Source organism: Vreelandella andesensis, assembly GCF_003989795.1.
GTDB classification, from domain to species: domain Bacteria; phylum Pseudomonadota; class Gammaproteobacteria; order Pseudomonadales; family Halomonadaceae; genus Vreelandella; species Vreelandella andesensis.
On the sequence record NZ_RZHG01000027.1, the window covers coordinates 34937 to 54550 of the forward strand.

At 52.3% G+C, this 19614-nt stretch carries 14 protein-coding genes; 13 read left to right on the forward strand and 1 reads right to left on the reverse strand.

All coding sequences use genetic code 11. The features are described 5' to 3' along the window. The first annotated feature begins 16 nt into the window (after positions 1 to 16). From ELY33_RS14395 to ELY33_RS14415, 5 genes are all read left to right on the forward strand, one after another. Complete coding sequence (locus tag ELY33_RS14395) at positions 17 to 1270, forward strand: DUF945 family protein (RefSeq protein WP_126948603.1); 1254 nt, start codon at positions 17 to 19, stop codon at positions 1268 to 1270. A gap of 260 nt (positions 1271 to 1530) precedes the next feature. Beyond that, the gene (lon, locus tag ELY33_RS14400; RefSeq protein WP_126948604.1) at positions 1531 to 3990 is read left to right on the forward strand and encodes an endopeptidase La; all 2460 of its coding nucleotides are present in this window, start codon (positions 1531 to 1533) and stop codon (positions 3988 to 3990) included. 151 nt (positions 3991 to 4141) lie between these two features. Continuing rightward, positions 4142 to 6304 (forward strand): methyl-accepting chemotaxis protein, encoded by a 2163-nt coding sequence (locus ELY33_RS14405; protein ID WP_126948605.1) that lies wholly within the window; start codon positions 4142 to 4144, stop codon positions 6302 to 6304. 136 nt (positions 6305 to 6440) lie between these two features. Next, positions 6441 to 8285 (forward strand): dihydroxy-acid dehydratase, encoded by a 1845-nt coding sequence (gene ilvD, locus ELY33_RS14410; RefSeq protein ID WP_126948606.1) that lies wholly within the window; start codon positions 6441 to 6443, stop codon positions 8283 to 8285. 109 nt (positions 8286 to 8394) lie between these two features. After that, positions 8395 to 9447 carry an oxidoreductase gene (locus ELY33_RS14415; RefSeq protein WP_126948607.1) on the forward strand — a complete coding sequence of 351 codons (1053 nt, stop codon included), beginning with the start codon at positions 8395 to 8397 and terminating at the stop codon, positions 9445 to 9447. A 102-nt stretch (positions 9448 to 9549) separates the two neighbouring features. On the opposite strand, the gene nudE is transcribed toward ELY33_RS14415, so the two are convergent. Beyond that, a complete protein-coding gene (gene nudE / locus ELY33_RS14420; protein ID WP_126948608.1) occupies positions 9550 to 10164 on the reverse strand; it encodes an ADP compounds hydrolase NudE in 615 nt (204 codons plus the stop codon). A 70-nt stretch (positions 10165 to 10234) separates the two neighbouring features. Here nudE and yrfG point away from each other — a divergent pair, with 70 nt between their 5' ends. The 8 genes from yrfG (at position 10235) to ELY33_RS14460 (ending at position 19500) form a co-directional block, all read left to right on the forward strand. Continuing rightward, positions 10235 to 10912, forward strand: a complete 678-nt coding sequence (gene yrfG, locus ELY33_RS14425) for a GMP/IMP nucleotidase (RefSeq protein WP_126948609.1) — start codon at positions 10235 to 10237, stop codon at positions 10910 to 10912. After that, a complete protein-coding gene (hslR, locus tag ELY33_RS14430; protein ID WP_126948610.1) occupies positions 10912 to 11301 on the forward strand; it encodes a ribosome-associated heat shock protein Hsp15 in 390 nt (129 codons plus the stop codon). The genes yrfG and hslR overlap by 1 nt, the downstream gene beginning before the upstream one ends. Before the next feature lie 58 nt (positions 11302 to 11359). Then, positions 11360 to 12235 (forward strand): Hsp33 family molecular chaperone HslO, encoded by an 876-nt coding sequence (gene hslO, locus ELY33_RS14435; RefSeq protein ID WP_126948611.1) that lies wholly within the window; start codon positions 11360 to 11362, stop codon positions 12233 to 12235. Positions 12236 to 12564: 329 nt separating this feature from the next. Then, positions 12565 to 14121 (forward strand): phosphoenolpyruvate carboxykinase, encoded by a 1557-nt coding sequence (locus ELY33_RS14440; protein ID WP_126948612.1) that lies wholly within the window; start codon positions 12565 to 12567, stop codon positions 14119 to 14121. A 136-nt stretch (positions 14122 to 14257) separates the two neighbouring features. Then, positions 14258 to 14755: a peptide-methionine (R)-S-oxide reductase MsrB gene (gene msrB / locus ELY33_RS14445; RefSeq protein ID WP_126948613.1), complete on the forward strand. Its 498-nt coding sequence runs from the start codon at positions 14258 to 14260 to the stop codon at positions 14753 to 14755. 66 nt (positions 14756 to 14821) lie between these two features. Then, positions 14822 to 17221 (forward strand): Tex family protein, encoded by a 2400-nt coding sequence (locus ELY33_RS14450; protein ID WP_126948614.1) that lies wholly within the window; start codon positions 14822 to 14824, stop codon positions 17219 to 17221. 141 nt (positions 17222 to 17362) lie between these two features. After that, positions 17363 to 19003 (forward strand): glutamate--cysteine ligase, encoded by a 1641-nt coding sequence (gene gshA / locus ELY33_RS14455; RefSeq protein WP_126948615.1) that lies wholly within the window; start codon positions 17363 to 17365, stop codon positions 19001 to 19003. Beyond that, the gene (locus ELY33_RS14460) at positions 19000 to 19500 is read left to right on the forward strand and encodes a disulfide bond formation protein B (RefSeq protein ID WP_126948616.1); all 501 of its coding nucleotides are present in this window, start codon (positions 19000 to 19002) and stop codon (positions 19498 to 19500) included. Before gshA ends, ELY33_RS14460 begins: the two co-directional genes overlap by 4 nt. Positions 19501 to 19614 lie beyond the last annotated feature (114 nt).

The window sequence follows — 19614 nt, forward strand, 5'->3', positions numbered from 1 at the left end:
TGTTCAAGGAGATCGCATGCGCAAGGAACGACTGATCGTCCCTATTCTCGCGGCCTTAGCGGTGGCCTGGGTGGTGGCGCAACTGTTATCAAGCATTTTGTTTGAACGCAGCCTTCGCCAAGCATTAGAAGATTTGGAAGCGCGAGGGGAGTGGCGAGTTAGTCGGACAGAGAGCCGCCAAGGATGGTTAACGTCTCAAGGAAAATTACTGTTATCGCCTTTGCTAGGTCGGCCGTGGCGGTTGGAACTAACTTACCGTGCGCGTCATGGTGCGTTAAGTACCGACGTTGAAGGAACATTACTGCCTCGCTTAGATAGCGTGTTGCAAAAAGCAGTGGGCGAAGTTTCTGCACCCTCCATCCCGCGTTGGCAAGGGCGCTACCGTACGCTGAGTGGCCACAGTGAATTGCGTCTGGCACTTGCCCCTTTTGTGATTCAGCAAAATGGCCGTGAGTTATCTGTTCGTGGGGCCAGGATGCGGCTTGAAGGCGTGTTTGGTGATTGGCGATCGCGCGTACTGATCGACCAGCTCACGCTGACGGATGGCTTCGCTCAGTTGACGCTGGGGCCTTCGTCCCTTGAAAGCCGTTATACCTACATTGACGATGCTTATCACTTTGCGCAACGCGATCACCTGCATGTTGAGTCGCTATCGCTTCACTATCCCGCCTATGATATTAATCTTTCACCGCTTGATGTTCATAGCCACATGGTGCTTGACGAGCAAGAGCTGCGCCTAAACGGTGAACTGATCGTTGGTGAGGTGAGGATTCCTAGTGAAGCACCTGATACTGCTCTGTTAAGTGGTCGGATTGAAGCCGAGCTTTCGCGTTTGAATGCTGATGCAGTGCGCGCAACGATCTTAAGGCTGCGTCAAGAAGCCTCTTGGGGTGACGCTAGCCTACCGATGGCGGAAGGGCTGTTGGTTCGTTTAGCCCCTGATTTAATGGGTGTGTTAAGTGACTCACCCCGTTTAGACGTTACGACCATTGCGATTGAAAGCCCACTGCTTGGTATTAATGTTAATGCGGATGGTGCGCTATTTTTTGATGCTCGAAAGCTTGATGAACTGGCGATGACGGGGCTGGATAAACCAGAAGAGCGCGCTCGCTGGTTGAGTCGTGTTGATGGTGATTTCACTTGGTACGATGCGCCAACCGTCGCCGCGCTTTGGCTAGGCCTGCCTCTGGGCACTCGGGAGTTGGAGTTTGATGTTATTCGCGGCGAATTGCGTATTAACGGGCGACCCATGCCTCAGCTTTGGCCTTAATTGGGGTGAGCTTGATCTTTCTTTGATTAATTTTATTAGCGTAACCTTTCTGAACTAAGCCTCTCTAAGCTAATCCACTCTAAGTTAATCCTTTCTAAGTTAATTCTCTCTCAGCTTGCAGCGACGAGTTATTAAAACGTTACAAACCTTCGAATGAACTGCTACAAATCGTGCCAAGGGTTGAAGTTCCCCTTCTGTGCCCACATCCCCTAGTCATTGCTAAGCGGATTAATCCGCTAGCCACTGTTATGGGAGGGCGCATGAGCGACCAGGATTACGACAGCGATCACGAACACCTCGATTGGCAGATGGACGATGAGTCCGACGCACGGCAAGACGACACCGCGAACAGTGAAGAGCACCGTTCAGACGGCGAGAAAGTAAATTCGCTAGTGCCCGCCAGCGATATGCTCCCCGAGCGTATCTATCTTTTGCCGATCCATAATCGGCCATTTTTTCCTGCCCAAGTACAACCGCTGGTCATCAACCGCGAGCGTTGGGAAGAAACCATGCGTCGGGTAGGCAATACACCCCACCACACCATCGGTGTTGCCTTTGTTGGTGAACAAGGTGTTGAGGCGTTGGCCCATGACGATTTTCCCGAGATTGGTACTGCGGTCAAAGTACATAAACTCCAGAGTGAAGATCAGCAGATTCAGTTTATCGCTCAAGGGGTAAAGCGTTTTAAAATTCAGCGTTGGCTGTCTAAAGAGCCGCCTTACCTGGTCGAAGTAAGCTATCCCAAAGAGCCAGTAGACGCAGAAAATGAAGAAACCCGCGCCTATGCGATGGCCATTATTAACGGCATCAAAGAGTTGCTGCCGATTAATCCGCTTTATGGCGAAGAGTTAAAACACTACCTCAATCGCTTCAGCCCGCATGAGCCCGGCCCACTATCTGATTTTGCGGCCGCTATCACGTCTGCGAAGGGCCACGAACTGCAGGATGTGCTCGACACGTTGCCGGTAGCTGAGCGTATGCACAAAGTTCTGCCACTTCTACGCAAAGAAATCGAAGTGGCTCAATTGCAAAGCGAAATTAGTGAGCAGGTCAATGCTCAAATGCAGGAGCGACAGCGAGAATTTTTCTTGCGTGAGCAACTTAAAGTTATTCAGCGTGAGCTGGGTATTTCTAAAGACGACCGTGAAAACGATGTCGATACTTTCAGGAACCGCCTAGAGTCGCTGGTGGTGCCAGAGCGCGTTCAAGCGCGTATTGATGATGAGCTCAACAAACTCAGTGTGCTAGAAACCGGCTCACCGGAGTACGGCACTACCCGTAACTATCTTGATTGGCTCACCTCGTTGCCTTGGGGCGTCACCAGTCAGGATAAGCTCGACTTGGCGCATGCCAGGGAAGTGCTTAACCGCGACCACGACGGCCTACATGACGTGAAAGAGCGGATTATTGAGTTTCTTGCCGAAGGTACCTTTAAAGGCGATGTGGGTGGTTCGATTGTGCTGTTGGTAGGCCCCCCTGGCGTTGGTAAGACCTCTATCGGGCGCTCTATTGCTGAAGCACTAGGCCGTGAGTTTTATCGCTTCTCTGTGGGCGGTATGCGCGATGAGGCCGAAATTAAAGGTCATCGCCGCACTTACGTGGGGGCAATGCCCGGCAAACTGGTGCAGGCCTTCAAAGAAGTTGAGGTCGAAAATCCAGTGATCATGCTCGATGAGATTGATAAGTTGGGCCAATCGTTCCAGGGCGATCCCGCGTCAGCACTGCTTGAAGTGCTGGACCCAGAGCAAAATGTCGACTTCCTGGATCACTATCTCGATGTGCGGATGGATCTATCCAAAGTGCTATTCCTGTGCACCGCGAATACCTTGGATTCTATCCCCGGCCCGCTGCTTGACCGTATGGAGCAGATCCGCCTTTCAGGTTATATCGCGGAAGAAAAGCTACTGATCGCTAAGCACCATCTATGGCCCAAGCTGCTGAAACGCGACAACCTGCCTAAAAAACGTATTAACTTGACAGATGCCGCGCTCAAGCAGGTTATTGATGGCTATGCCCGTGAAGCGGGCGTACGTCAACTTGAAAAGCAGCTGCATCGCATTGTTCGTAAGGCAGCGGTGAAGCTTCTGGAAGAGCAGCTAGAGACGGTAAAGATTTCGGTCAAAAATCTGGAAGCGTTCCTGGGAGCGCCGCTATTCCGTAAGGAGAAAGTGCTGAAAGGCGAAGGTGTTGTTACTGGGCTTGCTTGGACGTCGATGGGGGGCGCAACGCTGCCTATTGAAGCAGGTAAAGTTCATGCGCTGGATCGCGGCTTCAAGCTCACCGGCAAGCTTGGCGATGTGATGAAAGAGTCTGCCAATATTGCTTACAGCTACACGCTGGGGCATTTGCAAGAGTACGGTGCTGATGCCGACTTTTTTGACTCAGCCTTTGTGCATCTTCACGTGCCAGAAGGGGCAACACCCAAAGATGGCCCATCAGCAGGTGTCACGATGACGACAGCGCTCCTCTCACTTGCTAAACATCAGGCGATCAATCGCCCCTTGGCGATGACGGGTGAATTGACGCTAACTGGCCAAGTTTTACCGGTAGGTGGTATCCGAGAGAAGATTATTGCCGCGCGTCGTAGCGATATTTTTGAAGTGATACTGCCAGAGGCTAATAAACGCGATTACGAAGAGCTACCTGATTATTTGAAGGAGGGCATGACGGTACATTTTGCAAACCGCTATCGTGACGTGGCCAACGTCGTCTTCACGTAGGCGTCTTATTCGAGCGTATAAAAAATCCGTTTAGTTAAAGCGCCGCACTGAAGAGTGCGGCGTTTTTGTATAGTTATTCAGAGGTTAAATTTCTTTGAAGCGCGTGATAATGGGAGCAAACCAAAATTAAAATCCCCTGGGGAGCTTCTGCATGCGCGATAACCAACCCGTCACTCAGCGTGAATACATGCTCGATGATGAGACAGTGCTGATTTCACGTTCAGACTTGAAGGGAAACGTGACCTACGCCAATGCGGCGTTCGTCGAAGTAAGCGGTTATACCCGCGATGAATTGATGGGAGCTCCCCATAACTTAATTCGTCACCCGGATATGCCGGAAGCGGCTTATGCAGATTTCTGGAAGACCATTCAGTCAGGCGCGACCTGGCAGGGTACAGTTAAAAATCGTCGTAAAAACGGCGATCACTATTGGGTCAGTGCCACGGTGGCCCCACTCCGAGATGGCGACCGCATCGTAGGATATACATCGGTACGTCGTAAGGCGCCAGCCCACAGCATTGCGCTGGCAGAAACTGTTTACAAAGAGGTGAGCCAAAAAGGCAAATCCCGCCGCTACACGCTGTCGCAAGGTGTGCTTAAACGCCGCGGGATGGGGGGCTTTTTTGCTCGTTTTAAATTTAACAGCTTAAAAGCAAAATTAACCGGCATGGTGGCGGCATCGCTTATTTTGCTGGCGCTAGCGGGCGGCTTGGGGGTGTATGGTTTGATGGTTTCTGGTGAGCGTCTGGAAACATTAAATCGCTCAGGGCTAGAAGCAGTCACCAATCTACAGCGAATAGAGCGTCAAATCGGTCAGGTAGTTACCCAATTGGAACCTGCTGTACGCAATCCACGTCGGGTTGATATTGAAGCTGTTTCTGCATCAGTTAACGAATACTCTCAGTCAATACAAACGCTTTGGAACGAGTACCTTACCGACAGCAATGCCAGTGCTGAGCGCCTAGAAGCTTTTGGTGCGGGATTAGTAACCTGGGGAAGCAGCGTTGATACCACTATTGCAGCAATCAGCGATGCAAACGGCTTTGCCGCTTTTGAAGCTTTTAACGACGGCGTACAACCCACCACTGAACAGCTAAGAGAGGGAAGTAGTCAATTAGTCAGCGATGAGCGGGCAAGTGCCGAAGCTCTGGTCGGTCTGGCGCAGCAGGGGCGTCAGCAAATGTTGATTGCTCAAGTCGTGTTATTGATTACTGGCTTGTTGATCATGGTCGGTCTTAGCAGCGTAATTTTAAGATCAGTGCTGCGCAGTGTGGAAGGGGCGCGGCATATTACCTTCCAAATTGCCGCAGGTAATCTGGCGGCACGCGAGCGCCGTGAAACCAACGACGAGCTGGGTCAACTGCTTTATTCGTTGGATACCATGCGCTTTAGCCTCGCAAGCATTGTGGGTGATGTCGAGCATCGTGTGTCGGTAGTCACACCTGCTGTTCAGCAAATTGCTGCTGAAAATGAAGAGCTTGCTTCACGTACCGAGCAGCAGGCATCTTCACTGCAACAAACGGCCTCAAGTATGGAAGAGATGACGTCCACGGTGCAGCAAAATACCGAGAATGCACGCCAGGCGACGGAACTAGCAGTGAAGAATGCCTCAAGCACCCGGGATACCCGAGAGCAAATGCATCAGCTGGTCGCCAGAATGCAGCGTATTGCCCAAAGCGCAGAAAAAATGACGGAAATGATTGGCGTTATTGATGGGATCGCGTTTCAAACGAATATTCTGGCACTCAATGCGTCGGTAGAAGCCGCCCGTGCCGGTGAGCATGGCCGAGGTTTCGCGGTTGTTGCTAGTGAAGTACGCAACTTGGCAAGCCGCAGTGCCGATGCGGCTCAAGAAATTCGCAAGATGATTGATAGTACGACGCAAGAAGTTAGCGGTGGACGCGGCGCGGTCGAGCAAGCTGAGCAAGCTATCGACAATGTGATGCAACAGGTCAGTCGTGTCAGCGAATTAATGGAATCCATTAGCAGCGCCTCAAGCGAGCAAAGCAGCGGCATTGGCCAAATAAATTCAGCGATTGCTGAAATGGACAATGTGACGCAGCAAAATGCTACCAAGGTTCAAAGCATCGCTGCCTCTGCAGATAATTTAGCGTTAGAAACGTTTGAGTTGGCGAATGTGGTTGATGCCTTCCGTCTGGAAGGTGCCCAGGAGGAAAATGTCCACGCTGCCCGGGAAAAACTACAGCAGGTTAATCATGCACAGCATAAGGCGTCACTGAGCTTGCCTTCAAAGAGAGACACTGGACGGGAGATGGCTAACCACGACCACTCAGAGCAGTGGGAGACGTTTTAACACCGGCGAATAAGGCACGGCTGTTGCTTCCACCATCTAGTCTCTACGATGCGCTCATGCCACAATCTAAGGCCGCTGGATTCATTTGCCTGTCGCCAAGAATGCGTCAGGCCACGATAAAGATGAAGAGGACACCATGCCTGAGTATCGCTCTCGAACGACCACCGCTGGCCGCAATATGGCCGGTGCCCGCGCCCTTTGGCGCGCCACTGGGATGAAAGATGACGATTTTCACAAACCCATTATTGCGGTTGCGAACTCGTTTACCCAGTTTGTGCCCGGCCATGTTCACTTAAAAGACATGGGCCAGCTGGTCGCGCGTGAAATTGAAAAAGCAGGCGGTGTTGCTAAAGAATTCAACACAATAGCGGTAGATGATGGTATTGCGATGGGGCACGACGGTATGCTCTATTCGCTGCCCAGCCGCGATATCATCGCTGATAGCGTTGAGTACATGTGTAATGCCCACTGTGCCGACGCGCTGGTGTGTATTTCCAACTGCGACAAAATTACCCCTGGGATGCTGATGGCCGCTATGCGACTCAATATTCCGGTGATTTTTGTCTCAGGTGGGCCCATGGAGGCGGGCAAAACCAAGCTGCTAGATCATGGCCTCGACTTGGTTGACGCTATGGTCATGGCGGCCGATGACAGTGTTAATGATGAAACCCTGGCAGAAGTTGAGCGTAGTGCTTGCCCCACCTGCGGCAGTTGCTCGGGTATGTTTACCGCCAACTCGATGAACTGCCTCATGGAAGCATTGGGTCTAGCGCTTCCTGGCAACGGCACCGTGCTGGCAACCCACTCAGATCGTCGTCGCCTGTTTGAAAATGCCGGTCACCGCATCGTCGAACTGGCCAAGCGCTACTACGAAGGCGAAGAAGCCCACCTGTTGCCCCGTGCCATTGGCAACAAAGCCGCCTTTAAAAATGCCATGACGTTAGATATCGCCATGGGCGGCTCGACCAATACGATTTTGCATTTGCTGGCAGCCGCCCAGGAAGCGGAAATCGACTTCTCAATGGCGGATATTGATCGGCTTTCCCGGGAAGTGCCGCAACTATGTAAAGTGGCCCCCAATACCCAGAAATACCATATCGAAGACGTTCATCGTGCAGGTGGCATTATGGCCATTTTAGGTGAGTTGGATCGCGCTGGTGTATTGGACACGTCAGTACCGACTGTCTACGGTGATAGCCTTAAAGCGGCGCTGGAAGAGTGGGATATTATGCGTTCGCCGAGCGCTGCGGTAGTTGAATTCTTCAAAGCTGGCCCGGGCGGTGTGCCGACTCAAACCGCTTTCTCTCAAAGCGCCCGCTGGCCAAGCCTGGACGGTGATCGTGCCACTGGTTGTATTCGTGACTTGGCGCACGCGTTCTCAACAGAAGGCGGCCTAGCCGTGCTTTATGGCAACATCGCGCTCAATGGTTGCGTTGTCAAAACAGCGGGCGTTGATGACTCGATTTTAGTGTTCGAAGGCAACGCCCACGTGGTTGAATCCCAAGACCAAGCAGTGGCCAATGTGTTGGATGGTAAGGTCAAAGAGGGCGATGTGGTGGTCATTCGCTACGAAGGCCCTAAAGGCGGCCCTGGTATGCAGGAAATGCTCTATCCCACTTCGTACTTAAAATCTAAAGGGCTGGGTAAAGCCTGTGCACTGTTGACGGATGGCCGTTTCTCCGGCGGTACCTCAGGGCTCTCCATTGGCCACGTTTCCCCCGAAGCGGCGGCAGGCGGCGCGATTGGTTTGGTCGAGCAGGGTGATACCATTCTGATTGATATTCCCAACCGCACGATTAACGTGCAACTGCCTGATGCCGTGTTGGCGAAGCGTCGCGAAGCGATGGAAGCCAAAGGCAAAGACGCCTGGAAGCCCGTTGAACAGCGTCCGCGTAAGGTAACTCCCGCCTTAAAAGCCTACGCATTACTTGCCACGTCTGCAGATAAAGGCGCGGTTCGTGATCTTTCCAAGCTTGACTAGGGTTTAGGACACTTTAAAACGGCTCGTGTAAAACGGGCTGTTTTATGTGCCCTTTTTTCTGCGAACTGTTTATGCCCAATGCAAACCGTCAAAACGACTAAGGAATGAAATGAAGGCGATTATCAACGTTGGCCTCGTTGGCTATGGATTTGCGAGTAAAACGTTTCATGCGCCACTCATTCAGGCAACGGACGGCCTAGATTTGGTCGCAGTTTCCTCTAGCGATGCCGCCAAAGTGCAGGCTGATGTAGATGTTGAGGTTGAAAGACAGGCGTTGGCGCTATGTCAGCGTAGCGATATTGACCTTATCGTTATTCCAACGCCCAACAATACGCACTTTTCGCTCGCTAAGGCAGCGTTGATGGCGGGTAAGCACGTGGTGGTCGACAAGCCATTTACCGTCACGCCCTCAGAAGCAAAGCAGCTGAAAGCGTTGGCGATTGATAAAGAGCGTCTAGTGTCGGTGTTTCACAACCGCCGCTGGGACAGTGATTTCCTGACCATTAAAGCGCTGTTAGAAGCCGGCACGTTAGGTCGTGTTAGCGGATTTGAATCGCGGTTTGATCGTTTTCGACCAGAGGTGCGCGACCGCTGGCGCGAAAAAGCCACGCCGGGTGGTGGCATTTGGTATGACTTAGGCCCGCACTTACTCGACCAGGCTTGTGAGCTGTTCGGAATGCCGAATGCCATACTGCTGGATTTGGGTGTGCGCCGAGACGATGCAAAAGCAGACGATGATTTTCTAGCGCTGTTGGAGTACGACGGCTGCAGAGTCAGCTTAAGTGCCGGCACGCTAATTGCTGAATCAACACCGCGTTTTCGCATTAATGGAACGAAAGGCAGCTACCTGAAATACGGCCTAGACCCCCAAGAGGATCGCTTAAAAGCGGGTGAAGCGCCTACGCCACACTGGGGCAATGACACTCCGGGAACGCTGACCCTTCGCGAGGGTGACGGAGACGATGCACCGTTGGTTCGCCGCGAGCACGCCACCCAGGCGGGTAACTACCACGCCTATTATCAAGGCGTGGCCGCCTCTATTCGCGATAAAACACCACTGCCTGTTGATATTGACGATGCGCTACGCAGTATGGTGCTGTTAGAAGCTGGCTTAGACAGCCACCGCCAACGGCGCTGGATACCGCTTAAACACCATTTGTGAGCAAAACCAGGGCGGCTTTGCAGCCATTGAGTTTAATGGATTGTAGGGTGTGGTCAGCGAAGCGCATCGGCGGCCGTGCTGCGGGCGGTGGTCGTTAACGTTTTATAGTAAATTCATGGCGTTATTACGCTTTTCTTCGCGCAGCTTGTCTCGAGCGATATAGAGCGCGGCGATAGCGCGGGCTTCGTGGAAGTCTTCCCGTAATAGCAGTGCCGGTAATTCTTCAATGGCGTGGGTTTCGACTATCAACGGCTCTGGCTCGTCGCCTGGCAGGCGTTTGGGATAAAGGTCGGTGGCCATTAGTACTTGCATACGGTGACGCATATAGTTAGGCGCAAGCGACAGCTCTACCAGCGGCTCAATACGATGCGCGCCAAAGCCACACTCTTCCATTAGCTCACGGTTGGCAGCGGTGACAATATCTTCGCCAGGGTCTACCAGTCCTTTGGGTAACGTCAGTACATAATCTTCAAAGCCGGCGGCATATTCTCGAATCAGAAGGACGTGCTCTGGGTCGGGCATGGCAATAATCATGACCGCACCGCGGTCTGCGCCGGTTAGGCGTTCAAACTGTCGCTCTTCACCGTTAGAAAAGCGCAAATCAAGCGACTCAATATGAAATAGACGACTCCTGGCGACGCTCTCCCGTGCCAAGATTTGCGGCTTTCGTGGGTAGCCGGTAGACGTGTCGTTGGGTGACGATTCGTGGTTAGACATCATGCCTCCGTGGCTGCAAAAAACGGGTTACGCTACAATAGCATGCTTACTCATTCAGACTGGAGCGGCAATGATTGATTGGCGCGAGATCGATACTGTCCTACTTGATATGGATGGAACGCTGCTGGACCTGCACTTCGACAGTCATTTCTGGCTAGAGCATCTACCGAAACGCTATGTCGAGCTTCACCAACTGGATATAGCGAGCCAAGACGCGCTGCGCGCGCGCATTATCGGTGAGCAGGGTACGTTGAACTGGTACAGCCTTGCGTACTGGAGCCGCGAACTCGGTGTGGATATCGTGGCACTAAAACGCGAAGTACAGCACTTGATTGGCCTGCGTAGCGATGCGCTAGACTTTTTAATCTGGCTGAAGCAAGCCCATCCCCGTGTCATTTTAGCGACCAACGCCGACCGTGCCAGTCTCGCGCTAAAATTACCGCTGACAGGGTTGGAAAACTACCTCGATGCCATCATTTCATCAGAAGACGTCGGTGCTGCTAAAGAGGAGCAGGCTTTTTGGTTTGCGCTTCAAGAGCGAGAGCCGTTTGACGCAGCGCGCACTCTGTTCATCGATGATAACGCGCGCGTACTTGAGAGCGCCCGTGAGTTTGGTATCAAACACTTGCTAGGCATTAAGCAACCGAACAGCCAGCGGCCTGAAAAAGAATTACAAGCGTTTATCGCCCTAGACCGATTTGCCCAACTGCTGCCAGACAATTTGCCAGGGCAGCGAGGAGAGCGTTAATGAGCGACAGTGTTCGCTTAGATAAATGGCTGTGGGCCGCGCGGTTTTTTAAAACCCGCGCCTTGGCTAAAAAAGCGATAGAAGGCGGCAAAGTTCACTATGACGGTGCCCGTGTAAAAACCAGCAAAAATGTCGAACTTGGGGCGCTTGTTCGTGTGCCTCAGGGGTGGGATATTTTTGAGGTTGAAGTGGTCTCGCTATCGGATCAGCGTCGTGGTGCGCCAGAAGCGCGCAAGCTTTACGCTGAAACTGAAGAAAGTACGCAGCGTCGGGCAAAAGAAGCTGAAGCTCGTCGTCTCACTAATGAAGCCATGCAGCACCCGCTCAAACGCCCTGATAAAAAGCAGCGGCGTGATATCCAGCGTTTCCAGCGCCAACAGGGCGATTAAGCACGCGTTTATTCGTCATGGCGGTAAGCCTTCTCTCTATTTCTCTGGCGGTTCCCTTATGTCTGATCAAATTCAACGTTTTATGTTTGACCAAACCAATGTGCGAGGTGAGATCGTCACGCTCAGCACTGCCTATCATGAGGTGCTAGACCGTCACGCCTACCCACCAGCGGTTAATGAATTGTTGGGTGAGCTGTTGGCCGCGGTTGCTTTGCTAACCGACACTGTGAAGCTAGATGGCACGTTAAGCATTGAAGTGCGCGGGCAAGGCATGCTTTCACTACTAATGGCGGAGTCCAATCCTGGTGGTGAACTGCGTGCCATCGCGCGCATTGCGGAAGATGCGGTGCTTCCCAGCGAGCATGCTAGTTTTCGCGAGCTGGTGGGCGAAGGCCAAATTGTGATTACCCTAGACCCACGGGAAGGGCATCGTTATCAGGGTATTGTTGCGCTTGACCACGATACATTAAGCGGCTGCCTGGAAGCCTACTTCGGCCAATCAGAACAGCTGCCGACCCGCCTTTGGCTAGCGGCAAATGGTGAACGAGCAGGGGGGCTGTTGCTTCAGCGCCTGCCTGATGCCTCGCAAAATCAAGACGTTGATGCCTGGGAGCGCAGCGTTCATCTCGCTGACACGATTAAAACAGAAGAGCTTCTGGGGTTAGAGCAGCGTGAAGTACTTTATCGGCTCTATCACGAAGAGACCGTTAGGGTGTTCGAACCAAAAGCACTACGTTTTGGCTGCACCTGCTCACGGGAGCGAATGAGCCATGCGCTTTACACGCTTGGCGAAGCGGAGCTGCGTGACATTTTGCGTGAAGAAGGCGCAATTGATACGCAGTGCCACTTTTGCCACACGAAATATCACTACACAGCCGCAGATATTGAAATTTTATTAGAAAATCCGGACGCGCCACCCCCTGTGATTCATTGATTGTGTAGTCGGGGCCGATGATATGGGCGCTAACGTTCTTTATGTACCACGCTAGCCATAGCAAAGCCCATAGGCTGCCTGTCGAACGATTGTTTAAAAAATTACTGCGCTGCAACGCAAAATGTAGTGCCATTGTAGTAGTATAACTACAAGATATTTGATCAAAGCCCCCGTTTCGCAGGGGCTTTCTTTTTGCCATAATGCCCCCCACTTCAGCGCACTCAGCCCCCGGCTATTGGAAATAACCATGGCCATCGAAACTTCAAAGGGCTGAGATGATTTCTCAAGGCGTCGGTGACGCCCGGTAAATTCGAGACCCAGGAATCGACATGACCACGACTCAAGCCGCTCCCCAAACCCACGTTAATCTTAGCAGCGCCGAACTGATCGAGCGCGCCGTGGCCCGTGGTGAAGGCCGCCTGTCGGCTAACGGTGCGCTGGTGGTAGACACCGGTCTACGCACAGGGCGTTCACCGAAAGATCGCTATATCGTTGACGAGCTTTCCACTCGCGATAGCATCGACTGGGGTAGCGTGAACCAGCCATTTGATGCTGAAAAATTCTCAGCGCTTTGGGCACGAGTAGAAGATTATCTAGGTAGTGGTGAGCAGTTCGTGGCTGAGCTGCATGTTGGCAGTGACAACGCACATTACCTGCCCGTTCGTGTAAAAACAGAGACTGCTTGGCAAAACCTATTTGGTCGCACCATGTTTGTCCGCCCGCAGGCTTATAACACAGCGGCCAGAGATGAGTGGACGATTCTGAACGCCGCGGGTTTCGTGTGTGACCCAAGCCGCGACGGCACCAACTCTGACGGCTGTGTCATCATTAATTTTGCCGAACGCAAAGTGTTGATTGCTGGTATGCGCTATGCCGGTGAAATGAAGAAAGCAATGTTTTCGGTGCAGAACTACCTGCTGCCAGATGCTGACGTTTTGCCGATGCACTGCTCTGCAAATGTCGGCGAAGACGGCGAAACCTGCTTGTTCTTCGGTCTTTCAGGCACGGGTAAAACTACCCTATCCGCTGACCCAGCACGTTATCTGATCGGTGATGATGAGCACGCGTGGGGTGATGGCATTGTCTTTAATATGGAAGGCGGCTGCTACGCCAAGTGCATTGATCTTTCTGAAAAGAATGAGCCGGTTATTTGGAATGCGATTAAGTTCGGCACGGTGCTAGAGAATGTTGTTCTTGATGACCGTCGCGAGCCGGATTATGCCGACGACAGCCTGACCCAAAACTCGCGTGCCGCCTACCCGCTAGAACATGTTGAAAAGCGTGTACTGGAAAACTTAGCAGGCGAGCCTAACGCGATTGTCTTCCTGACCTGTGATATGTCTGGCGTTCTACCGCCTGTATCAATTCTTTCTAAAGAAGCCGCCGCGTATCATTTCCTATCGGGTTACACGGCTAAAGTGGGCTCTACCGAAATGGGTTCTTCTGAAGGCTTAGCAGCTACATTCTCTACTTGTTTTGGTGCGCCGTTCTTCCCGCGTCCTGCGCGTGAATACGCTGACCTGCTAATCAAGCGGGTAGACAAGCAAGATGCCCAGGTTTACTTGGTCAACACCGGTTGGACAGGCGGTGCTTACGGTGAAGGCGGCTCGCGTTTCTCTATTCCGACCACCCGCGCGATTATCAGTGCCATCCAGTCTGGCGTACTGCGCGATGTTGAAACTAAGCACATCGACGGCTTGAACCTGGACGTACCCGTAGCGGTACCAAGCGTAGATTCCAGCCTGCTCAATCCTCGCGAAACGTGGGCTGACAAAGAGGCGTATGATCGTCATGTGCAAGATCTAGCCACCAAATTCGTCGATAACTTCAAAAAGTTCGAAGGCGTCAACGCGGCAATTACTAAAGCCGGCCCACAGTTAGCCTGATATGCACAACAGGGTGTAAGTGGTCGAACATTTAGACCGTTAAGTAGTCAGAATGGGGCAGCGCAAAGGCGCTGCCCCATTTTTGTGTGTATGTAATTAACAATCATGTTCTTAACGTGTTGAAGGGGATACGCAAATGAAGCGTCGTCATTTTTTGGGCCTTGCTGGGCTAACAGGGTTGGCCAGCGCTATTCCTGGTGTCTCATTTGGTTTTCCACGTCTAGACCTTAAACCAGCCCCCAACCTTGAAAAGCTTGAACTAAGCAAAGATGAATGGCGGGAACGTTTGTCTGACGAAGCATTCAACGTGCTGCGTGAAGAAGGGACTGAGCGTGCATTTTCAAGCCCCCTAGACGGTGAGACTGGAGAAGGTGAGTACCGCTGTGCAGGATGCGATCTGTTGCTGTTCACCAGTGCAATGAAGTACGACTCAGGCACCGGATGGCCCAGTTTTTTCGAGCACGTCGAAGGTCATATGTTAACTAAGCTAGATTTTAAGCTCGTATGGCCACGTACCGAATACCACTGCGCTCGTTGTGGTGGCCATCAAGGCCATGTGTTTGAAGACGGCCCCGATCCTAGCGGCCTTCGTTGGTGCAATAATGGCGTCGCATTGCGGTTTGTGCCCGCCTAGGGCGTTCATGCAGCGATTGTGGTACCTTGTCGGCACCTTGAATGCTGCATGAGTTAGTTGCACGTTATGGATGTCAAACAACGCATTATTTTACGCTTAGCCACTGAGCTAAACGTACGACCTGAACAGGTCTCCGCAACGGTAGAACTTCTGGATGGTGGTGCTACCGTGCCGTTTATTGCCCGTTACCGTAAAGAAGTAACGGGTGCCCTTGATGATATTCAGCTGCGTCAGCTTGATGAGCGCCTGCGCTATTTGCGCGAGTTGGAAGAGCGCCGGGAAGCCGTGCTGGCGGCTATCGATGAGCAGGGTAAGCTAGATGCTGCGCTGAAAACGAGCATTGATGCTGCTGAAACTAAGCAGCGCCTAGAAGACTTATACCTACCGTTTAAGAAAAAACGCCGTACGAAAGCACAAATCGCCCGTGAGGCGGGACTAGAGCCACTGGCTGACGCCTTATTGGCCAATCCGACGCTGACCCCTGAAAGCGAAGCGGCGCAGTATCTACGTCCCGCAGAAGGCGATATTCCCGCGATTGAAGACGCCAAAGCCGCGCTCGATGGTGCTAAGCAAATTCTCATGGAGCGCTTTGCCGAAGACCCCGAGCTAATTGGCCGACTACGTGAACGGTTATGGCAAGAGGGCGAATTAAGCGCCCGCCTGCTAGACGGAAAGCAGCAGGAAGGCGCGAAGTTCTCTGATTACTTTGAGCACGATGAAAAGCTGGCCAACGTGCCTTCCCATCGGGCTCTGGCGATGTTCCGTGGTCGAAACGAAGGCATTCTAAGTCTGGCGATTCGCTTGCCTGGTGAAGAAGACGCGCCGATTCATCCAGCCCAGGTCGCGATTGCCAAACAAGTGGGTATTAGCGATCAAGGCCGTGCCGCTGACAAATGGCTGGGTGAAGTCGTTCGCTGGACGTGGCGTGTAAAGCTCTACACTGCGCTTGAAACCGAGTTATTGGGTCGCCTTCGCGAACAGGCAGAGCTTACCGCTATCGAGGTGTTTGCCGCCAATCTGAAAGACCTTTTGTTGGCAGCACCTGCTGGGCAAAAAGTGACACTTGCGATTGACCCAGGTTTGAGAACTGGCAGTAAGGTGGCGGTGGTGGATGCGACGGGTCAATTCATCGATCAAGCGACAATTTACCCCCATGCACCGCAAAACCGCTGGGACGAATCGCTCAATGTGCTCGCCAAGCTGGTTAAACAGCATGGTGTTCAGCTAATTGCCGTCGGCAACGGTACTGCCAGTCGAGAAACCGACAAGCTGGCAGGCGAATTACTTAAGGCGTTAGCACCCGAACATCATTTGAGTAAAGTGATGGTATCTGAGGCAGGTGCTTCGGTTTACTCTGCGTCGGAATACGCCTCCCGCGAGTTGCCAGATCTTGATGTCACTGTGCGCGGCGCTGTTTCTATTGCCCGTCGCCTGCAAGATCCGCTCGCGGAGCTGGTGAAAATCGAGCCGAAATCCATTGGTGTTGGCCAATATCAACACGATGTTTCCCAGTTGCAGCTCTCAAGAAGTCTTGAAGTTGTCATAGAAGACTGTGTTAATGCGGTTGGCGTCGACCTCAACACCGCGTCTAGTGCGTTGCTTTCACGCGTTGCTGGGTTGAGCGCTGCTATTGCGGAAAACATTGTTGCCCAACGCAACGTTCAAGGGGCGTTTAAAAGCCGTAAAGAGTTATTAGAAGTTAGCCGCCTTGGGCCAAAAACGTTTGAGCAGTGTGCTGGCTTCTTACGCATCAGCAACGCCGAAAACCCGCTAGATGCCAGCGCTGTTCACCCCGAGGCTTACACCCTGGTAGAGCGTATTGCCAAGCAGAATAGCCGAGATATTAAAGGGTTGATTGGTGATAGTGCGACGCTTAAAGCGCTTAAGCCAGCTGATTTCGCCGATGAGCGTTTTGGTGTGCCCACCGTTAGCGATATTCTTAAAGAGCTGGATAAGCCTGGACGTGACCCGCGCCCCGAGTTTAAAGCCGCTGAATTCCGTGAAGGGGTCGAAACGCTTAAAGACCTAAAGCTGGGTATGGTGCTGGAAGGCACCGTCACTAATGTGACCCACTTCGGTGCTTTTGTGGACGTCGGCGTCCATCAAGACGGGCTTGTGCATATTTCAGCGCTTTCCGACCGCTTCATTGATGACCCGCGTACTGTGGTGAAAGCAGGTGATATCGTCACCGTTAAGGTGATGAGTGTTGATATACCCCGCAAGCGGGTTGGGCTTTCGATGCGTTTGGACGATGAGCCAGAACAAGCGCAAGCAGCATCCAGTGCCACCAACGACCAGCCCCGCAAACCTGCGCGCAGTCAGCGTTCGTCTAGCGCTGGGCAGAACAGTCGTGGAGAGGGTGGTCGTGGAGAGAGCGGTCAACGCCAAGGCAGAAAGTCTAACGAAGCAGCCGCACCAATGGGGGCGCTCGGCGCAGCACTGCTTAAAGCAAAGCAGGGCAAATAGTCGCGTGTCTTGAATATTTAGCGGTTGCCGCCATATCCTGCCATCTGTTCTCGGTAAAAGACGTGATGATCCCTATGGCGATGCCAACTGATTTCAACAAAGCCTGCTTCAAGCAGGCTTTACTAACAAGGAGTGTTCACCTTGTCTGAACCTCTCACTGTGCCATCCACGCTAACCACCCAGGTAGAGCGTTTACTTCCTAGTGCGCGCTTAGGACGCCTAGGACGCCTGCGTCGTGGGTTGGAAAAAGAGGGCTTACGCGTTGACGCAAACGGCCATATTGCTCAAACGCATCATCCGTATGCGTTAGGTTCAAAGCTTACCCATCCGCATATCACTACTGACTACTCCGAAGCGTTATTAGAATACATCACGCCGGTGTATTCAGAGCCTAAGGAGGCGTTAGCATTTTTATCCGATTTGCATACGTTTACCTATCATCACCTAGAAAATGAGTGGATCTGGCCGGGCAGCATGCCGTCGCGGCTTTCCGGTAACGATAGCGTGCCGATTGCCGACTACGGCAGCTCCAATGTTGGCACCATGAAGCATGTTTATCGTAAAGGGCTGGATGTGCGCTACGGGCGCATTATGCAGGCCATCGCCGGGGTGCATTACAACGTATCGTTGCCAGATGATATGTGGCACGCCCTGCGTGAACTTGAAAAAGCCACCAATATCCCTTTTAACGATTACCGCTCAACGCGCTACTTTGGCATGATTCGGCATTTTCGTCGTCATAGCTGGTTGCTGCTCTACCTATTTGGCGCGTCACCGGCCATCGACAAAAGCTTCCTGCCGACTGGTAAAGTGCCTGAAAAGCTACAGTCACTAAGCGATGACACTTATTACGCCCCTTATGCGACCACACTTCGCATGTCGGATTTGGGCTATCAGAACAAAGTGCAGTCGCAGCTTAAAATCTGCTTTAACTCATTGTCTAACTACGTCAACACCCTGCGTCATGCTATTTCAAGCCCTTGGCCCGATTACGAAAAACTGGGCGTGAAGAACGGCGATAACTGGCAGCAGTTAAACGCCAATATTTTGCAGATTGAAAACGAATACTACAGCGATATTCGCCCTAAACGAGTCGCCAAGCACAACGAAACGCCTAGTCAGGCGCTTGAGGCGCGTGGGGTGGAGTACATCGAAGTGCGCTGTTTGGATCTTAATCCATTCGATCCGCTAGGCGTCACCGAAGACCAGATGCGTTTTGTTGATACCTTCTTAATGTGGTGTTTGTTAAGCGACAGCCCGTGGATTTCAGACGAAGAGTGTGATCGCTTAGATGATAATCGCCGCCTGGTTGTGGAGCGTGGGCGCGACCCAGCGTTGAGCCTGATCAACAACGGCCAAACGACGACTGTGCGGGAGTGGGGTGAGCAGATTTTTGCGGAAATGGCTGAAGTAGCACGCCTGCTGGATGCGGTAGAAGAGGGTACTCCTCATGCAGCGGCACTTGCTGAGTTGGCACCGCGGTTACAAGACCCTTCTCTAACACCCTCTGCTCAGCTGCTAGCCCGCCTGGAGGCTGGGAATGGCTCGCTCAGCGATACGTTGTTGCAATTGGCTCAGGAACAGGCTGACAAGCTTAAATCCACGCCTATGCTGCGCTCTCGTGAAGCACTGCTTGCTCAGTTGATCGAAACCTCACATCAGCAACAGCATGATATTGAAGCGGCCGATCAAGAGAGCTTTAGCGAGTTTTTAAACACTTATTTTGCCAAAGCGCGTGAGTCTAGGGCACTGTCTGCTATTTCACCAGAGGATGGTCAATGACGTCACTAGCCGTTCGCCCCATGGCGTTAGCAGGCTTCGCCTTTTGTGTACTGATGATGGCGGTAGCCTTGGGTCTTGAGCATATTATGGGTCTTGAACCCTGCCCACTGTGTATCTTTCAGCGGGTGGCGGTGATTGCCGCAGGGTTAGTGTTGGGTGTTGCGGCCCTGCATAATCCCAGTGGTAAGGCAGGCAACATTATTTACGGTTTGCTGGGGTTAGCTGCAGTAGGTATCGGGGCTTTTATTGCAGGAAGGCATGTATGGCTTCAAGGCTTGCCCGCTGACGAAGTGCCGAGTTGCGGCCCTGGCCTTGAGTACATGATGGATATTTTGCCGATGCAAGAGGTGGTTGCCATGGTGCTTACAGGTTCAGGGGAGTGTGCTGAAATCGATTTTATGTTCTTGGGCTTATCCTTGCCTGCGTGGACCCTGATCGGTTTTTTATTGCTCGCGATCGCACCTCTGCGTATTCTGTGGCTTGTAAAAAATAGTTAAATAAGTGATAAGGTTTACGCTAATTGATTGCTCTAATTTAATTAAGTAAACCGTACCCACTAGGATTGACAGGTGTTTACGGACGCGCGAGTCTAGTTTGGTTGGAAACGGCTA